We start from the raw sequence: 15,462 nt of genomic DNA on the forward strand, positions 1-15,462 counted from the left end.
AGTTATCTTTCTGCTTTTTGCGGCTCGTATATCAGCTTCACGCCGCCTGTAAAAAGAATATGGACCGGACCGTCCTTTTTTACAGTCCCAAAAATCATTCGTCCTGCAGTAAAGTCGCCAATCGGACCCGTTCCGTCAATCTGACCTGGGCTGTCGCCGCGGATTTCATCCAAAGATGTATTCAAAAGGTCAGTCGTTACCTTAATACCATCCGCCGTCGTGATGACTACATCGCCCACAAATGTCGCGGTGCCCTTATCTGGCCGGATCATGCCCGTATTCGATTCAAGTGTAATCACGCCACCGCTGCTCAACTCAAATCGCCCCTGAACCTCAGAAGCCGTTGGGGTTTCTAGTTCACCACTTTGGCTGGCACGACGAGCTTCGACCCGAATCCCTTCGCCCTTGCGGGTTACGCCTTTGTAGTCGGGGCGGGTAACGACCTGATCTGTCAGTCGCTCTCCAATATCCTGATCACTGAAGGGCGCCGACACATTGGTTTCGATGCTGCGGGACAGCAAAAACACAGAGGACAATATAAGAATCGCCGCCAGTGGTAGCAGAACTTTCAGAAACTGCACCCAACGGGAATGGCGATCCACCTCGGCCACTTCCTTAACCCAGCCCTACACGCAGACAGTCGTGGATATGCAACAGCCCCGATGTCGGACCATTGGTCTCGGGATCCACCACAAAAAGAGAAGTGATCTTGCGATCATTCATGATCGAAACCGCCTCTTCTGCCATTGCGTTTGGCGCGATGGTCAGAGGATTTTCGGTCATTACCTCTGTGGTGTTTTTGTTCAGTAGCCCGTCCATGTTCCGACGCAGGTCACCATCCGTGATAATGCCCAGCAAACAGCCGGCCTCATCAGTAACGCCAACGACCCCAAAGCTCTTCTGGCTCATAACCAGCAGTGCCTCGCTCATCGGAGTACCGGCAGTTACCAGAGGCATATCTTTGTGCATCAAATCGCGCACGGTAGATAATTGCGCCCCCAGTTTGCCTCCTGGGTGGTAGGCACGAAAATCCTCGGGCCTGAAATCTCGGTATTTCATCAACGCGATTGCCAAAGCGTCACCCATCGCCAACGTCAGAGTGGTCGAGATCGAGGGAACCATACCAAAGCCGCAGGCCTCTCCCATCGATGGAATAAGCAGGTGCACGTCAGCCTGCTTCATCAGCGTGCTTTCGGGTTTGCTGGACAGACCAATCAGCGGAATTCCAAAGCGCCGCGTAAAGGCCAGCAGATTGGCAAGTTCCGGCGCTTCACCTGAGTTCGAGATAGCCAGAACCACATCCCCTTTCGAGACCATGCCCAAATCACCGTGGCTGGCCTCGGCCGGGTGGACGAAATAGGCTGGCGTACCGGTACTAGCCAAGGTCGCCGCGATCTTGTGGCCGATATGCCCGGATTTGCCGATACCGCTGATGATGATGCGGCCTGTGGCCTGCAGGATCAGCTGCACAGCTTCGGCAAAATGCTCGTCCAAGCCTTCGGCAAGGACGTCCAAGGCACGGGCCTCATCGGTGATGACCTGGCGTGCAGTTTTCAAAAAGGACTCAGTATCTGTCATGAGTGCGCAAAAATATCAGTTTCGGGCCAGCCTGCGAGGTCAAGCTTCGCACGCGTGGGTAGGAAATCAAAACAGGCCTGTGCCACCTCGGTACGGTCTTCACGGGCAAGCCGACCGCCCAGCGCGTCGCGCAGACGGTGCAGATACAATACATCCGATGCAGCATAGTCCAGCTGAGCATCCGTCAGGGTTTCCGCACCCCAATCGCTCATTTGCTGCTGTTTCGAAATATCGACACCCAGCAGTTCCTGACACAGGTTCTTCAGGCCATGGCGGTCGGTGTAGGTACGCACCAACCGGCTGGCGATCTTGGTGCAATAGACCGGCGCTGCAAGCGCACCGAACGCGTGATACATGGCTGCAATATCGAAGCGGCCAAAATGGAACAGCTTCAACACATTGGGGTCTTCAAGCATCGCACAGAGGTTCGGGGCTGATGATTGACCCTTTTCGACCTGAACGATGTGACAGTTTCCATCCCCACCCGACATCTGGATGACACACAGCCGGTCCCGATGCGGGTTCAGCCCCATGGTTTCGCAATCGATGGCCACGACTGGGCCCATATTCAACCCTTCGGGCAGATCGTTTTTATACAGATAATTCGCCACGCCGACTTCCTTTGTGCGGTCTCGACCCCGAGATAGGAGGTTTCGCAGCCAAACTCAACGTCCTCGGCGCGCGCGTAGTTACAGCATCGCGACCAACTTGACAATAACCCCATGGGGGGGATAAGGATACACCATGACATCCCATACCCATAATTCTCACCCGCAGATCACCGCGCGCCTGAAACGCGCGCACGGGCATTTGGCCAAGGTGATCACCATGCTAGAAGCTGAAGCCCCCTGCGCTGACATCGCTCAGCAGCTTTTTGCGGTGGAGAAAGCTATCACCAACGCCAAGCGCGTGCTGATCCATGATCATGTTGATCACTGCCTGTCTGGTGAAGCAGATCAGACTGCCATCGAAGACTTCAAAACTATAACCAAGTACCTCTGACCAATGCTCAGCGTCCTGACAAATCGCACCTATCGGCATCTGCTGGCTGCCCAGATTGTGGCCCTGACAGGCACCGGTCTGGCGACAGTGGCGCTGGGGCTTTTAGCATTTGATCTGGCCGGAGATTCAGCAGGGTTGGTTCTAGGCACCGCGCTAACCATAAAGATGGTAGCCTATGTCACTGTGGCTCCTCTTGCCGCAGCCTTTGCCGAACGTTTGGACCGGCGTAGAATGCTTGTGGCATTGGACATTGTGCGTGCAATCGTCGCTCTGTGTTTGCCATTCGTCACTGAAATTTGGCAGGTCTATGTGCTGATCTTTGTCCTGCAATCGGCTTCTGCCGGGTTCACTCCGGCCTTTCAGGCGACGATTCCTGAAGTTCTGACAGACGAACAGGACTATACCAAAGCCCTGTCTCTGTCGCGTCTGGCATACGATCTGGAAAGTCTTCTAAGCCCGATACTGGCCGCCGCACTCTTATTGATCGTCAGTTTCGACAGTCTGTTCCTGGGCACCAGTATTGGCTTTGTCGCTTCCGCCCTGCTTGTGGTGTCTGCAACACTGCCTTCCCCAAAACCGAAAGAACCACGCGGCATCTATGACCGAACCACCCGTGGTATCAGAATATACCTCAAGACCCCGCGCCTACGTGGCCTGTTGGCTCTGAGCTGGAGCGCAGCGGCCCTTAGTTCGATGGTGATCGTTAATACCGTCGTGATCGTGCGTGGTGATCTCGACCTGTCTGAAAGCGCTGTTGCCATTGCACTGGCCGGTTTTGGTGGTGGTTCGATGTTGGCTGCGTTCGCGCTGCCACGCCTGCTGGATCGGATCCCTGATCGTCGTGTCATGCTGAGTGGTGCCACAATGGCAACCGGAACAATGGCGGTGGCCGCTATTCTGGCCGCAACCATACCGATGACGCTGGGCGTGCTGACTGCGATCTGGATACTGGTTGGCTTTGGATATTCTAGCACTCTGACACCATCGGGTCGCCTGCTGACCCGATCTGCACATCCCGAAGATCGCCCGGCAGTCTTCGCCGCTCAATTCACACTGTCTCATGCCTGCTGGCTGGTGCTGTATCCGTTGGCCGGGTCGCTGATGACCTGGTTTGGTTCGACGGTCGCCATGGCCGGAATGGCCACCGCTGCCGTTTTGGGCCTTATCTTCGTGATAAGGGTTTGGCCTCGCACCGACGCAAAATCTGTGGTCCACAACCATCCGGAACTGCCGCCGGATCATCCACATCTCGCAGGACCCAAACCGCATGCCCATCCGATCATCATTGACGAGTTGCACCCTCGTATTCCTCTTGAACCTTGAGCTTTGCCCGGCATCTACCCTAAACCCGGACACATCTGCCTCATCCCGGAGACCGCATGGACCAGCTTGACCGACGCATCATCGCCGCTCTCCAGCATAACGCGCGCGACTCGACTACGCGCATCGCGGCAATGCTGGGTGTTGCCCGGACAACTGTGCATGAACGCATTAACCGCATGGAAGAGCGAGGTGTCATTGCTGGTTACTCCGTCGTGCTGCGAGAAAACGAAGACACACCGAAGGTACAGATCGTTGTACTGCTAGAAGTGCAGCAAAAGGAAACCACACGCATCATCAAACGGCTTGAAGCCTATCCCGAGGTGAAGCTCTGCTTGTCGATCAATGGTGAGTTTGACCTGTTGCTGTCAGCCGAAGCCCCGCGAATCGAAGACCTTGATATTTTGGTTGACGAGCTCGCGCGCGTCCCCGGTGTTTTGCGCACCAACACCAGCGTTGTTTTCGGCCGCAAAATTGATCGAAACTGAGATGCGCTAACCCTCTGTAAACAGATAATTGGCTAGCTTGAGCGGGACTGACCAGAATCCCGGACCAACAGAATGCCAATTCATAAACTTCTCGTTGCTGCACTTCTGGCGCATAACTTTCTGGCCCACGCCGGACATGCAACATCGACAGCCGCGCTGTGCGATCACGCCGCGCGCCGCGCAGCTCAGTCCGAGGGCGTTCCTCTTGACGTCCTCAGGGCAATTGCTCGGGTCGAAACAGGCCGTACACTGGACGGCAGACTGGAACCCTGGCCCTGGACCGTCAATCGCGATGGGCAAGGCTATTGGTTCGCCTCTGAAGTCGAAGCAAAGTCCTACGTGTTCGACATCTTCAAATCTGGCACTCGCAGTTTTGATGTGGGATGCTTCCAGATCAATTACCGCTGGCACGGCAAGGCCTTCCGCTCGATCGATGCAATGTTCGATCCGGATGAAAACGCCGCCTACGCAGCCCGGTTTCTGTCCCAGCTCTATGCGGAGCTTGGATCATGGCCAGCTGCCGCCGGAGCCTACCATTCGCGGACCCGTCGGCACGCAGCGGCGTATTCAGACCGCTTTCAAACTGTATTGGCGCAATTGAACGGATCACCCCTAGTCAGTCGGCGCGATCCATTCACAGCTGCGGCAGCTCCGCTCATACCCTTGAGCGTACATCCGGCCGAACAGAAAGCGCTGGGGTCTCTGGTACCCGAAACCACCACCGCCACCGCCTTCATTACATTCAACTAGGAGCAGACCGTGCCCCGTATCGATCCCCGCACCTTGTTCTCTCCGACCATTCTACTGGCATTAGCGTTGATGGCGGTCATCGTCATGATGATCCTGCCAATGCCCGCCTGGGTGCTAGATGTGGGGTTGGCCGCCTCATTTGCACTGGCGATCCTGATCTTCACCCTGACATTGTTCATTGAGCGGCCTTTGGATTTTTCATCCTTCCCGACAATTCTGCTGGCCTCACTGATGCTGCGTTTGTCGCTGAACGTGTCCTCGACCAAGCTGATTATTGGGCAGGGGCATACTGGCACCAATGCGGCTGGCGACGTGATCGAGGGCTTTGCCCAATTCGTCATGAGCGGCAGCATATTTCTGGGGCTGGTGGTGTTTGGCGTGCTTTTGATCGTGAACTTCATGGTCATTACCAAGGGTGCGGCACGCATGGCCGAAGTCGGCGCTCGGTTCGCACTGGACGGAATGCCCGGCAAACAGCTTGCCATCGACAGTGACATGTCCGCCGGAGCTATCGACCACCAGCAAGCCAAAGAACGGCGTGAACGCGAACAACAGGAAACCACCTTTTTTGGCTCGCTCGACGGGGCGTCAAAATTCGTCAAAGGTGACGCCATCGCCGGGCTGCTGATCACGCTGCTTAACCTCGTGATGGGGCTGGTCATGGGTGTTATCGTGCATGGGATGCCAGTCACATCGGCCTTTGAGACCTATGCCATCCTGACTGTTGGCGATGGGTTGGTCTCGCAGATTCCAGCGGTGATCATATCGATCGCCTCGGCTTTGCTGCTGGCACGCGGCGGTACGCAAGGCGCGACTGACAACGCGATATTCTCGCAGCTTGGACGCCACCCGGCAGCGTTGGGGACGGTTGCAGTTCTGATGGCTCTGTTTGCGTTGGTTCCCGGCTTGCCATTTCTGCCCTTTATTCTGGGGGCGGGGGTTTTGGGCTATGCCGCCTACTCCGGTATCCGTAAACGAAGCGAAGAAGCCGAGACCGAACCGCAAGTGGTCGATGCTGACACACCGGTCTCGCAAGCCATCGGAGACATCCTGGACCTTGATGATGTACATCTTGAATTCGCACCTGACCTTGTCAGCATGGTGTTGAATCCTGGTACCGGCCTAGATGCACGGATCGCCAATATGCGGACCTATGTCGCTTCTAGCTTTGGCCTGATCCTGCCCGAGATACGCCTGACCGACCGCGCGGACCTGCCGACGGGCACCTACGTGATCAAAGTGCAGGGGGTTGAACAGGCACGTGGTGTTCTAAACTCTGAACTTGTGCTTGCTCTGGTGCAAGAAGGGCACGATTTTCTACCCGACGGCACGGACGTGACTGAACCCGTTTATGGCGCTCCTGCACGCTGGATATTACCCAAAGATCAGGAGGTCGCAGCACTCAATGGGGCTACAATCGTCACCCCCCCGGAAATCCTTGCGACCCATCTGCTTGAGATCATCAAACAGAATTTCTCACGCTTGCTGAATCTGAAATCCCTACGCCGCCTGTTGTCCGAGATGACGCGGCTCAGCGATCCGACTCGGGCAGAGGCCAACCGCAAGTTGCTGGACGAACTGATCCCCGACAAAGTGCCAATCGACACACTGCATGCAGTCCTGCGGCTGTTGCTTGATGAGCGGGTCTCGATCCGCAACATGGCACTGATCCTTGAAAGCGTGGCCGAAGCGCGCCTGACCACAACTCAGCCCGCAGGGATTTGCGAATTGGTTAGACAGCGGTTGGGTTTTCAGTTGGTCTCTGACATGAAGCGCGAGGACGGATCGATCCCATTGATCCAGCTAGCCCCCGAGTGGGAGGACACTTTCGCCACCTACCAGATCGACGCCCCGAATGCCGGGTTGGATGTGGCACTGCCACCAAATCTGTTCAACAAGCTCGCTGATGCGGTCGTAAACAGCATTGCGCAATCTGCCGATCGCGGCTTGTTCCCAGCTGTTGTCACCTCGACCCGGCGTCGCCGATTACTTAGAACCATCATGCAAGCACGCGGCGTTGCAAACCCTGTTCTGTCTTTTGAAGAAATCGGGCTGGAGGCGAGGCCGGCCTTGGTCGGAACGGTATCCGCGTGAGTTCAGCCCCGGCAGAGCTTTTGCCGCTTCTTGGGCAAAACCTGTGGCATCTGTTCGCCGTGTTTCTTCGCGTATCTGCCTTGGTTTCTCTGTTACCCGCATTCGGTGAGCGCAGCATTCCGACGCGGGTAAAACTTGGGGTCGCGGTCGCATTCACGCTGATTATCGTGCCCGCGATCCCTTCCGCGGAAATAGTCCCGGATGCGCCCAACATGACAGGTTTGATCGGCATTGAAATCCTGATTGGCCTTATGCTCGGCATCGGGTTGCGCTTGTTTGTGCTTGCCCTGCAAACAGCTGGGTCGATTGCGGCGCAAGCTACGTCACTGTCGCAGATTCTGGGCGGCGCGGCTACCGAGCCCGTCCCGGCCATGGGTTATCTGCTGACATTGGCCGGGTTGGCGCTGGCAATGTTGTTGGGCCTGCATATCCGCGCCGCACAATTCATGATTAACAGTTACATGCTATTCCCCATGGGGGTTCTGCCAGCGGCACCCGACCTTTCACCTTGGGGCGTCACACAAATTGCGCGTAGCTTTGGGTTGGCGTTCGCGTTGGCAATGCCATTCGTCATTGCATCGCTGATCTACAACCTCGCCCTCGGTGTGATCAACCGGGCAATGCCGCAACTCATGGTCGCGTTTGTTGGTGCTCCGGCAATTACATTCGCGGGCTTGTTCCTGCTGTTCGCAGGGGTCCCATTTATCCTGTCAACCTGGTCTGACACGTTGTTCGACTTTCTTCAAAACCCGCTGCGAGGTCTGCGATGAGCGCATCGGACGACGACAGCGACAAGTCATTTGAGGCCACACCACAAAAGCTTGAAAAAGCCCGCAAAAAGGGTGAAATCGCAAAATCCAATGACCTGTCGGTGGTCGCCGCATATGCTGGTTTGCTCGCCGTACTATTGGCCGCAGGCCCGTATATGGCTGAACAACTTGGTAATCTGTTATTAGTGCTGATCGACCAGTCAGACCAATTCGCAGGTTTGGTGACCGTCGGTCCAGCCACCTCCACAGTCGCTAGTATTCTGAAATCGACACTGACCCCGATCGCAGTGTTGTTCGTTTTACCGGCTGCCGCAGTATTGCTCAGCCTCATTGCACAACGCGCACTGATTTTTGCCCCGGACAAATTGAAACCACGCATCTCGCGGATCTCGATCATTTCGAATGCAAAGAACAAATTTGGCCGGGGCGGCCTTTTCGAATTTGCCAAAAGCTTTGTGAAATTATTGATTTACGGCACTTGCCTAGCCCTGTTTTTACGCGCCAATTTGCCTGAGATTCTAACTGCGAGCGCGACGCCCGCACGATCCTCAATCTTATTGATGATGAGTTTGCTCACACGTTTTCTGTTCATCGTCATCACGATTGCATTGGCGATCGGCGTTGTCGATTATCTGTGGCAGCATGCAGAACACCTGCGCAAAAACAGAATGTCGCGCAAGGAAATCCAGGACGAGACCAAAGATTCCGAAGGTGATCCGCATATCAAACAACAACGGCGCCAGCGCGCACAGGACATTGCAACCAATCAGATGATGGCAGAGGTTCCCAAAGCCGATGTTGTGATCGTCAACCCGACCCATTTTGCCGTTGCTTTGAAGTGGTCTCGCGCGACCGGCAGCGCGCCGGTCTGCGTTGCAAAAGGTGTTGACGAAATCGCTGCGACCATTCGCTCAACCGCCGGGGCGGCAGGCGTGCCTATTCACTCTGACCCGCCGACTGCGAGGGCGATACACGCCACGGTCGAGATCGGACAGGAGATTACCGAAGAATATTATCGCCCGGTCGCTGCAGCTATTCGGTTTGCCGAATCCATGCGCAAAAAGGCAAAGGGCCAGGTCTGATGAAACGAGATCACATAGAAAGTCTATCGAGTGTGGCCGAAGCGGTATTTCAGCGAGAACACCAAAAGCTCGGCCCTTTGCTGCAACATGAGGCCAAAATACTTCGGCAATTGTCCCTCCTTCAGGCTCAATCGGTCGAAGTGAAGTCTGAGAACTCACTGACCAAGGGCTATCAGATTACCGGAGCGGACCTCGTTTGGCACAGTTGGGAAGAATCCACACGACGAGATCTGAATATCGAGTTAGCAAAACTACGTTCGCAAAAACTTGCTGCGATAGACAACTTGCGCGACGCGTTTGGGCGAAAACAGGCCGTCGCAGAACTGACACATCGGCTGCATAAGCACAGGTGGCGCTAACTTAAAACAGGGTATCGGCAAGGGGGAGCTTGGACAGCCTCCAAGCAATGCTGTTTAGGTATCCTGACGGCTGACGCTCATAATCAGAACCTGCGATACATCCTGCCCCAGATCCTTTTTAGCCACTTCCAACAATGCCGTACGCAATGCAGCAAGGTTGTCAGAGTGTGTAAAGGCCCCGTCGAAGCCGCCAGTATTGGCGTGATCAAAAAGGACCTGCAGGAAACGGTCTCTCAATTTGGGCTCGATCTCGTAAAACGCCTCGGCCATCCCGGGACGCACTTCAAGGCTAAGAGACATGGTGACCAATGCTGAAATCTCGTCCTCGGCAACTACAGGAACCACGAATTGTTTGGTGAGTTTCAGATATTCATGAGTTGCTGGCGCATCATCTTTTCCGGGGTCGGATTTCATATCCCTTCCCTTTGCCGGTTTATTTTCAACATCAGCTTTATCAGTAATTTTCTCTGCGGGCGCGAATGCCATCCTGGCCCCGATGCCCATGGCCAAGCCCACCACCAGAAAAACAATTGGTAACAGTTTCCCCATAAACCTAACCCTCAGAACGGCAACAAAGTGTCCAGGATTTGCTGGCCATAGCGTGGCTGCTGCACATCCGTAATCTGACCCCGGCCACCATAAGAGACACGCGCAGAAGCGATTTTGTCATAAGTGATTTCATTCTGGCGCGAGATATCTTCGGGGCGGACATAGCCCGATACCAGCAGTTCACGAAGTTCAAAATTCACCCGCAGCTCCTGCGAGCCCGAGATCGAGAGCACCCCGTTGGGGAGTACGTCGGTAACTGTTGCCGCCACCCGCAAGGTCAGCTTTTCTTTGCGTTTGACCGACCCCTTGCCTTTGCTGACGGAAGCCGAGTCAATCGACACAGCCTCATCAAGTGACGCCCCTTCTGGCAGCCGTTCGCCCGCGCGCTGGGGCAATCCAAACAGATCGGGGACGGCAAGGCTTTCCGATCCGGCGCGTGAGCGGTTGGTATCGTTGGATATCTCCGCCTTTTCATCCAATTCGATCACGACGGTCAGAATGTCACCCTTTTTCATTGCCCGCTGATCCCCCAGCAGCGAATGCTGTCCACCGCTCCACAACGAGGATTGGTCGACCGTGCGCCGCGGCTGGCTATGCAAGGGAAGCCCCGGCCACAGCATCGCGACATGCTCGGGCGATTCAGTGTTTGGCGTTAGGCTCGGCGGTTTACCCAGATGGTCCAGACGGCCGCAGGCCGAGACACTTAGAACGACAAACAACAGGGATTTAGAAAGGCTTGGCATTAATTGACCTCGATTTGACCATCCGGGCGGATAACGCCCTCTACAGTGGTGCGGGACGCCAGGTTCATAACGCGAATGCGCTCTCCGACTGCACCCCGACCCAAGGCACGACCTTCAGCGGTGATTGACAGCGCGACGTGATCGAAAACCAGCGTGACCAGATCGTTTCGGTCCACGACGGCTGGCGGGCCGATATCACCGGGGCGAATTGGCCGGCCAGGATAAAGCGCAACACGTGCCTCCTGACCGACCAACATCTCGGTGTTGCGAACCGCTCCTTTGACCTCGATAGCTTTGATCTCCAGATCAGATGCAACTATCACCTCTTTGGCGCGGATCGTCCGTATCGGTACGACAATCTCGGCCATGCTTGCGAATGGCGTCAGACACAGGATCAGGATCAGAAACCGCATCACCGCACCTGCGCGGTTGCGCCCATCATCTGATCGACGGCGGAAATAACCTTGGCGTTCATCTCGTAACCGCGCTGGGCTTCGATCAGCTCCGTGACTTCACGCACCGCGTCGACCGAACTGTCCTCAAGATAGCCCTGCCGCAGGGTTCCCAGCCCGTCCTCGCCCGGCGTCCCGACAACCGAAGCGCCCGAAGCTTCAGTCTCCTTGAAAAGATTACTGCCTACGGCCTCAAGACCTTTGGCGTTCGAAAAGCTGGCCAGTGTAAATTCTCCCAACAACTGGCCCTCAGCGGTATCGTCAAAATAGGCATAGACCTCGCCTGCGGCGTTGATCGAGATCGATCTGGCATCGTCTGGAATGGTGACTTCTGGGGCGACTGCGAACCCGTCGGATGTTACAATCAGCCCCTCGGCTGATCGTTTCAGACTGCCGTCACGGGTAAAGGCAGACTGGCCATTGGGCAATGTCACCTCAAGATAACCGCGCCCCTCGATTGCGACATCCAGATCACTGCCGGTTGCCGAAAGCCCGCCTTGTTCCAACTGCACCGTGACCGCGGCAGGCCGTACGCCCAACCCCAGTTGGATTCCCGTCGGAAGAACCGTCCCGTCAGAGGCATTCACGGCACCGGCACGCGCCATCTGTTGATAATGTAAGTCGGCAAACTCGGCCCGGCGCGTGTTGTAGCCCGTTGTATTCATGTTCGCGAGGTTGTTCGAGATCGTCTCGACCCGCATTTGCTGCGCGGTCATGCCTGTTGCCGCTATTTTCAAAGCACGCATTTGAATTTCTCCTTCAGGTGATCAGCGCATCAGCGCTTTGAGCGCCCCGCGAACACGTTCGTCCTCGGCCTCGAGAAAGCTCTGCCCAAGTTCATACGCCCGTTGAACCTCGATCATTCGTGTGACTTGACCGATGGCATTGACGTTTGAGCCTTCGATAAAACGGTGCAGCACAATCGGTTCATCGACCAGATCAATCTGCCCAGTGGGTCGAAAATGTGTTTTACCCTCGCGCACCAGATTTTCTGGGTTCGCAACATTATAGACCCCGATCTGACCCAACAGTTGTCCGTTGGCACTTAGAGTACCATCGCTGCCAACATCGATCGTTGCAGCATCCGGCGGAACAAAGACCGGCGCGCCATTACTATCCAAAACGCGATATCCATCCATTGTTAGCAAGTCGCCCTCGGCGCTCGGAGAGAAACTGCCTGCCCGGGTCAGACGATTTCCCGCTGGTGTTTCGATCATGAAGAACCCGTCACCTTCGATGGCGAAATCAAACGAGCCACCCGTTTCGGTCAGAACGCCTTGTTGCAACGAGGTGTTTCGCACTTGGGCGCGGCTGAGCGACAGCGAGGGATGGCCTGGCAAATCCCGAACAAACTCTGAAAACACCAATCCCTGCTGGCGATAACCGGTCGTGTTGGCATTGGCGATGTTGTTGGCGACCAGCCTCATCTCGTTCATTAGGCCAGATTGGCGGGATAGTGTGACATAGGCGGTGTCCATCAGCGGCCTCCGGCGATAAGCGGGATCAGCGTCCCGATGAAGAAGGTGACAAGGGTCTGGGTCATGAACCCCATCGACATCCAAAAAACGACGACGATGGCGATCAGTTTGGGCACGAAGGTCAGCGTCATCTCCTGCACCGAGGTCAGCGCTTGGAACAGACCCACGGTAAGGCCCGAAATCAGCGCCACGGCCAAAATCGGAACCGACGTGATGACCGCAACCCAGAGCGCCTGACGGACAATATCGTAGAACAGACCTTCACTCAGCATAGTTCAGACCGGCATCCGCAGGATTTCCTGATAGGCTTCAACGACTTTGTTTCGGACGATCACAGCCGTTTCCACCGCAAGTTCGGTTTGTGCCAATGCCTGAACCAAAGCGTGCGGATCGGCCTGCCCTACCATCGAAGATTGCGCCACCTGCTCGCTGTGTTTCAGCGTTGCGGCAAAATCCTGAAACGTGGCGCGCAAGCCTTGTGCGGCTCCTTGATGATCGGGATCGGCCTGCGTTGCGGGACGCGCGCCAGCATAGTTCTGCGCGGCTATAACTGAGCGGATATCCATTCTGGGTTTCCTTTATTTACGGAGTAGGTCCATCAAACTCGACGACATCTGACGGGTCTGATCGAACATCTTGAGATTGGCTTCGTAGCTGCGTTGCGCCTCACGGGCGTCGGCGATCTCGATCATCAAATCGACGTTGGAGCCGCGGTAGTAGCCGGTTGCATCCGCCATCGGATGGCCGGGATCGTAGATTTGGGTTAGATCGCGGCGATCGAGTTTGACCTGCCCGGTTCGCACCATTTCTTTGCCACTACTCTCGACCGTCTCGAACGGAACTGTTTTGCGCCGATAACCCGGCGTATCCGCGTTCGAAATGTTTTCAGAGACGTGACGTAGCCGCGCAGCTTGCGCCCGCAGAGCACTCGCCGACGCACTCAGGGAATGGGAAAAGTCGCTCATCCTGATCCCCCTTACGCCCGACCCAAGCTGGTGCGCAGTACGCCGATTGAAGATTTGTAGATCGCCAAGGCACGATCATGCTGTCGTTTGACCTCGACGGCTTTCAGCATTTCTTCTTCCAGTGAAACACCGTTGCCGTTTGGGTCGCCTGTTTCGGTGGCCGTATATTCGGCCCAGGCTTGTTGGTGCGTATCTCTGTGCAAATGGCCGGCACGGGTTGCAGTCATCGCCACCTCCTGGCCCGTGTTTTCAAATGTTGTCTGAAAGGCCTCAATATCGCGGGGTTTGTATCCCGGCGTATCGGCGTTGGCCATGTTGCGCGAGATGACAGCTTGCCGTTGCCCGGCATGGGTTGCCATTGCGTACGCTGTTTTAAAGACGTTCAGGTCAGAGAACATCGGGGCTTCTCCCTCGATCAATTTCAATCAAGGCTTAACCCCGATTCCTTTAGAAACCGTTTTCAGAAACAAATTGGAGGCCCCACGATGTCCGAACTCGATCCGATGCGCCTGAAATGTGAATTCGACAGGATGTCTGCGGCGCGGCACGTTGGGCGCGTCTCTGGTGTTGCCCGCGGCGTGATTGAAATCAGCGGTTTGGCCAATCGGGCTCGAATCGGCGATCACCTGACCCTGCGCAGGCGCAGTGGAACGGAGCTGCAAGGTGAGGTTTTGCATGTCGAAGCAGATCAGATTCAGATGCTGCCCGGCGCCGCGCCTGACGGGGTGAGCTTGGGTGATCTGGTGCTATTGGAGCAGATGCCTGCATTCGCCCCCGGACAGCATTGGCTGGGGCGTGTAGTTGATCCGTTCGGCAAGCCCCTAGACGGCAAACCGTTGCTGGCGGGCGTGCACGAGCGCGATCTGATGCAGGCCCCACCCACTGCGGTTGCGCGCAAACCTCTTGGTACGCGCATGGAAACCGGGTTGGCGGTTCTGAATACAATGCTGCCCATTGTTCAAGGCCAGAGGATCGGTCTGTTCGCCGGATCAGGCGTTGGCAAATCTACGTTGCTGGCCACCCTTGCCCGCGCGATGCAGGCCGATGCCGTTGTCGTAGCTCTGGTGGGGGAACGCGGGCGCGAGGTGAACGAATTTGTCGAGACCGCCTTAGGCGCGGATGCCATGAAGCGATCGGTTGTTGTGGCAGCCACTTCGGACCAATCCGCTCTTGCCCGCAGGCGCTGCGCGTGGTCGGCCATGTCTGTGGCGGAACATCTGCGAGATCAGGGGATGAATGTCCTGCTTCTGGCCGATTCGGTCACGCGCTTTGCCGAAGCACACCGAGAAATTGCAGTCGCCATGGGTGAGGCACCGTCGTTACGGGGCTTCCCGCCGTCGGTTACTTCGCTGATCGCAAATCTTTGCGAACGGGCAGGCCCTGGAACTGCCGAACAAGGAGATATCACAGCTATCTTCAGCGTTCTGGTGGCCGGATCGGACATGGACGAGCCCATCGCTGATATTCTGCGCGGCGCACTGGACGGGCATATCGTTCTGAGCCGCGAGATCGCAGAGCGGGGGCGATTTCCTGCAATCGACCTCAGCCGGTCGGTTTCGCGCAGCCTGCCCCGCGCTGCCACTGCTGAAGAAAACGAAATGATCGCGGAAACCCGGAAACTAGTCGGAAGCTATGAGCAGTCCGAGGTCATGATCAAAGCAGGCCTCTATGCCGAAGGGGCTGATCCATTGCTGGACCGCGCGATTCGGGTGCACGAAGAGTTGGACGATTTCTTTGCCAAAGCTGAGTCAGACGGGATCGACAACAGCTTTAACCGGCTGTCTCTGATCTTGCGGCGCGCGGTGGCGAACCCAGTTCAACGGGCATAGAAT

General features: G+C 56.2%; 21 protein-coding genes. 9 read left to right on the plus strand and 12 right to left on the minus strand.

Translation table 11 applies throughout. From position 1 onward, the window contains the following. Positions 1–2 precede the first annotated feature (2 nt). From AC2FI7_RS20550 to AC2FI7_RS20560, 3 genes are read right to left on the minus strand one after another with little or no spacing between them, the layout of a single operon-like run. Complete coding sequence (locus tag AC2FI7_RS20550; RefSeq protein WP_010442512.1) at positions 3–602, minus strand: LPS export ABC transporter periplasmic protein LptC; 600 nt, start codon at positions 600–602, stop codon at positions 3–5. Positions 603–615: 13 nt separating this feature from the next. Continuing rightward, positions 616–1,578: a KpsF/GutQ family sugar-phosphate isomerase gene (locus tag AC2FI7_RS20555; RefSeq protein ID WP_010442511.1), complete on the minus strand. Its 963-nt coding sequence runs from the start codon at positions 1,576–1,578 to the stop codon at positions 616–618. After that, positions 1,575–2,189 carry a ribonuclease D gene (locus AC2FI7_RS20560; RefSeq protein ID WP_496833592.1) on the minus strand — a complete coding sequence of 205 codons (615 nt, stop codon included), beginning with the start codon at positions 2,187–2,189 and terminating at the stop codon, positions 1,575–1,577. Before AC2FI7_RS20560 ends, AC2FI7_RS20555 begins: the two co-directional genes overlap by 4 nt. 133 nt (positions 2,190–2,322) lie before the next feature. Between AC2FI7_RS20560 and AC2FI7_RS20565 the strand changes: the two genes are divergently transcribed. The 8 genes from AC2FI7_RS20565 to AC2FI7_RS20600 all read left to right on the plus strand — a co-directional run bounded on the left by AC2FI7_RS20565 (position 2,323) and on the right by AC2FI7_RS20600 (position 9,443). Continuing rightward, complete coding sequence (locus AC2FI7_RS20565; protein WP_010442509.1) at positions 2,323–2,580, plus strand: metal-sensing transcriptional repressor; 258 nt, start codon at positions 2,323–2,325, stop codon at positions 2,578–2,580. Between the two features lie 3 nt (positions 2,581–2,583). After that, positions 2,584–3,903, plus strand: coding sequence for an MFS transporter (locus tag AC2FI7_RS20570; RefSeq protein ID WP_010442508.1), 1,320 nt, complete (start codon positions 2,584–2,586; stop codon positions 3,901–3,903). A gap of 56 nt (positions 3,904–3,959) precedes the next feature. Next, complete coding sequence (locus tag AC2FI7_RS20575; protein ID WP_010442507.1) at positions 3,960–4,388, plus strand: Lrp/AsnC family transcriptional regulator; 429 nt, start codon at positions 3,960–3,962, stop codon at positions 4,386–4,388. A gap of 72 nt (positions 4,389–4,460) precedes the next feature. Continuing rightward, positions 4,461–5,138: a lytic transglycosylase domain-containing protein gene (locus AC2FI7_RS20580; protein WP_010442506.1), complete on the plus strand. Its 678-nt coding sequence runs from the start codon at positions 4,461–4,463 to the stop codon at positions 5,136–5,138. Between the two features lie 9 nt (positions 5,139–5,147). Then, a complete protein-coding gene (gene flhA / locus AC2FI7_RS20585) occupies positions 5,148–7,232 on the plus strand; it encodes a flagellar biosynthesis protein FlhA (RefSeq protein ID WP_496816880.1) in 2,085 nt (694 codons plus the stop codon). Beyond that, on the plus strand, positions 7,229–8,002 hold the full coding sequence (locus AC2FI7_RS20590) for a flagellar biosynthetic protein FliR (protein WP_496816881.1): 774 nt from the start codon (positions 7,229–7,231) through the stop codon (positions 8,000–8,002). The genes flhA and AC2FI7_RS20590 overlap by 4 nt, the downstream gene beginning before the upstream one ends. Beyond that, positions 7,999–9,084: a flagellar type III secretion system protein FlhB gene (gene flhB, locus AC2FI7_RS20595; RefSeq protein WP_496816882.1), complete on the plus strand. Its 1,086-nt coding sequence runs from the start codon at positions 7,999–8,001 to the stop codon at positions 9,082–9,084. Before AC2FI7_RS20590 ends, flhB begins: the two co-directional genes overlap by 4 nt. Beyond that, a complete protein-coding gene (locus AC2FI7_RS20600) occupies positions 9,084–9,443 on the plus strand; it encodes a hypothetical protein (RefSeq protein ID WP_010442502.1) in 360 nt (119 codons plus the stop codon). Before flhB ends, AC2FI7_RS20600 begins: the two co-directional genes overlap by 1 nt. Before the next feature lie 54 nt (positions 9,444–9,497). On the opposite strand, the gene AC2FI7_RS20605 is transcribed toward AC2FI7_RS20600, so the two are convergent. Genes AC2FI7_RS20605 through AC2FI7_RS20645 form a run of 9 tightly spaced genes read right to left on the minus strand, consistent with a single transcriptional unit; the run spans position 9,498 to position 14,028 of the window. After that, positions 9,498–9,947 (minus strand): flagellar basal body-associated FliL family protein, encoded by a 450-nt coding sequence (locus AC2FI7_RS20605; RefSeq protein ID WP_238528822.1) that lies wholly within the window; start codon positions 9,945–9,947, stop codon positions 9,498–9,500. A gap of 56 nt (positions 9,948–10,003) precedes the next feature. Continuing rightward, entirely contained in the window at positions 10,004–10,735 is a 732-nt protein-coding gene (gene flgH / locus AC2FI7_RS20610) for a flagellar basal body L-ring protein FlgH (RefSeq protein WP_010442500.1), read from the minus strand. Beyond that, positions 10,735–11,148 (minus strand): flagellar basal body P-ring formation chaperone FlgA, encoded by a 414-nt coding sequence (gene flgA / locus AC2FI7_RS20615; protein WP_010442499.1) that lies wholly within the window; start codon positions 11,146–11,148, stop codon positions 10,735–10,737. Before flgA ends, flgH begins: the two co-directional genes overlap by 1 nt. Next, a complete protein-coding gene (flgG, locus tag AC2FI7_RS20620) occupies positions 11,148–11,933 on the minus strand; it encodes a flagellar basal-body rod protein FlgG (protein ID WP_010442498.1) in 786 nt (261 codons plus the stop codon). The genes flgA and flgG overlap by 1 nt, the downstream gene beginning before the upstream one ends. Positions 11,934–11,954: 21 nt before the next feature. Next, positions 11,955–12,665: a flagellar hook-basal body complex protein gene (locus tag AC2FI7_RS20625; RefSeq protein ID WP_010442497.1), complete on the minus strand. Its 711-nt coding sequence runs from the start codon at positions 12,663–12,665 to the stop codon at positions 11,955–11,957. Further along, positions 12,665–12,937: a flagellar biosynthetic protein FliQ gene (locus AC2FI7_RS20630; protein WP_010442496.1), complete on the minus strand. Its 273-nt coding sequence runs from the start codon at positions 12,935–12,937 to the stop codon at positions 12,665–12,667. The genes AC2FI7_RS20625 and AC2FI7_RS20630 overlap by 1 nt, the downstream gene beginning before the upstream one ends. A gap of 3 nt (positions 12,938–12,940) precedes the next feature. Continuing rightward, positions 12,941–13,231: a flagellar hook-basal body complex protein FliE gene (gene fliE, locus AC2FI7_RS20635; protein ID WP_010442495.1), complete on the minus strand. Its 291-nt coding sequence runs from the start codon at positions 13,229–13,231 to the stop codon at positions 12,941–12,943. A 12-nt stretch (positions 13,232–13,243) separates the two neighbouring features. Beyond that, positions 13,244–13,630, minus strand: a complete 387-nt coding sequence (flgC, locus tag AC2FI7_RS20640) for a flagellar basal body rod protein FlgC (RefSeq protein WP_010442494.1) — start codon at positions 13,628–13,630, stop codon at positions 13,244–13,246. A gap of 11 nt (positions 13,631–13,641) precedes the next feature. Then, positions 13,642–14,028, minus strand: coding sequence for a FlgB family protein (locus AC2FI7_RS20645; protein WP_496816883.1), 387 nt, complete (start codon positions 14,026–14,028; stop codon positions 13,642–13,644). Between the two features lie 87 nt (positions 14,029–14,115). Between AC2FI7_RS20645 and AC2FI7_RS20650 the strand changes: the two genes are divergently transcribed. Then, on the plus strand, positions 14,116–15,459 hold the full coding sequence (locus tag AC2FI7_RS20650) for a FliI/YscN family ATPase (protein ID WP_010442492.1): 1,344 nt from the start codon (positions 14,116–14,118) through the stop codon (positions 15,457–15,459). Positions 15,460–15,462: the final 3 nt, after the last annotated feature.

This window comes from Ruegeria sp. YTSA064 (assembly GCF_059610325.1).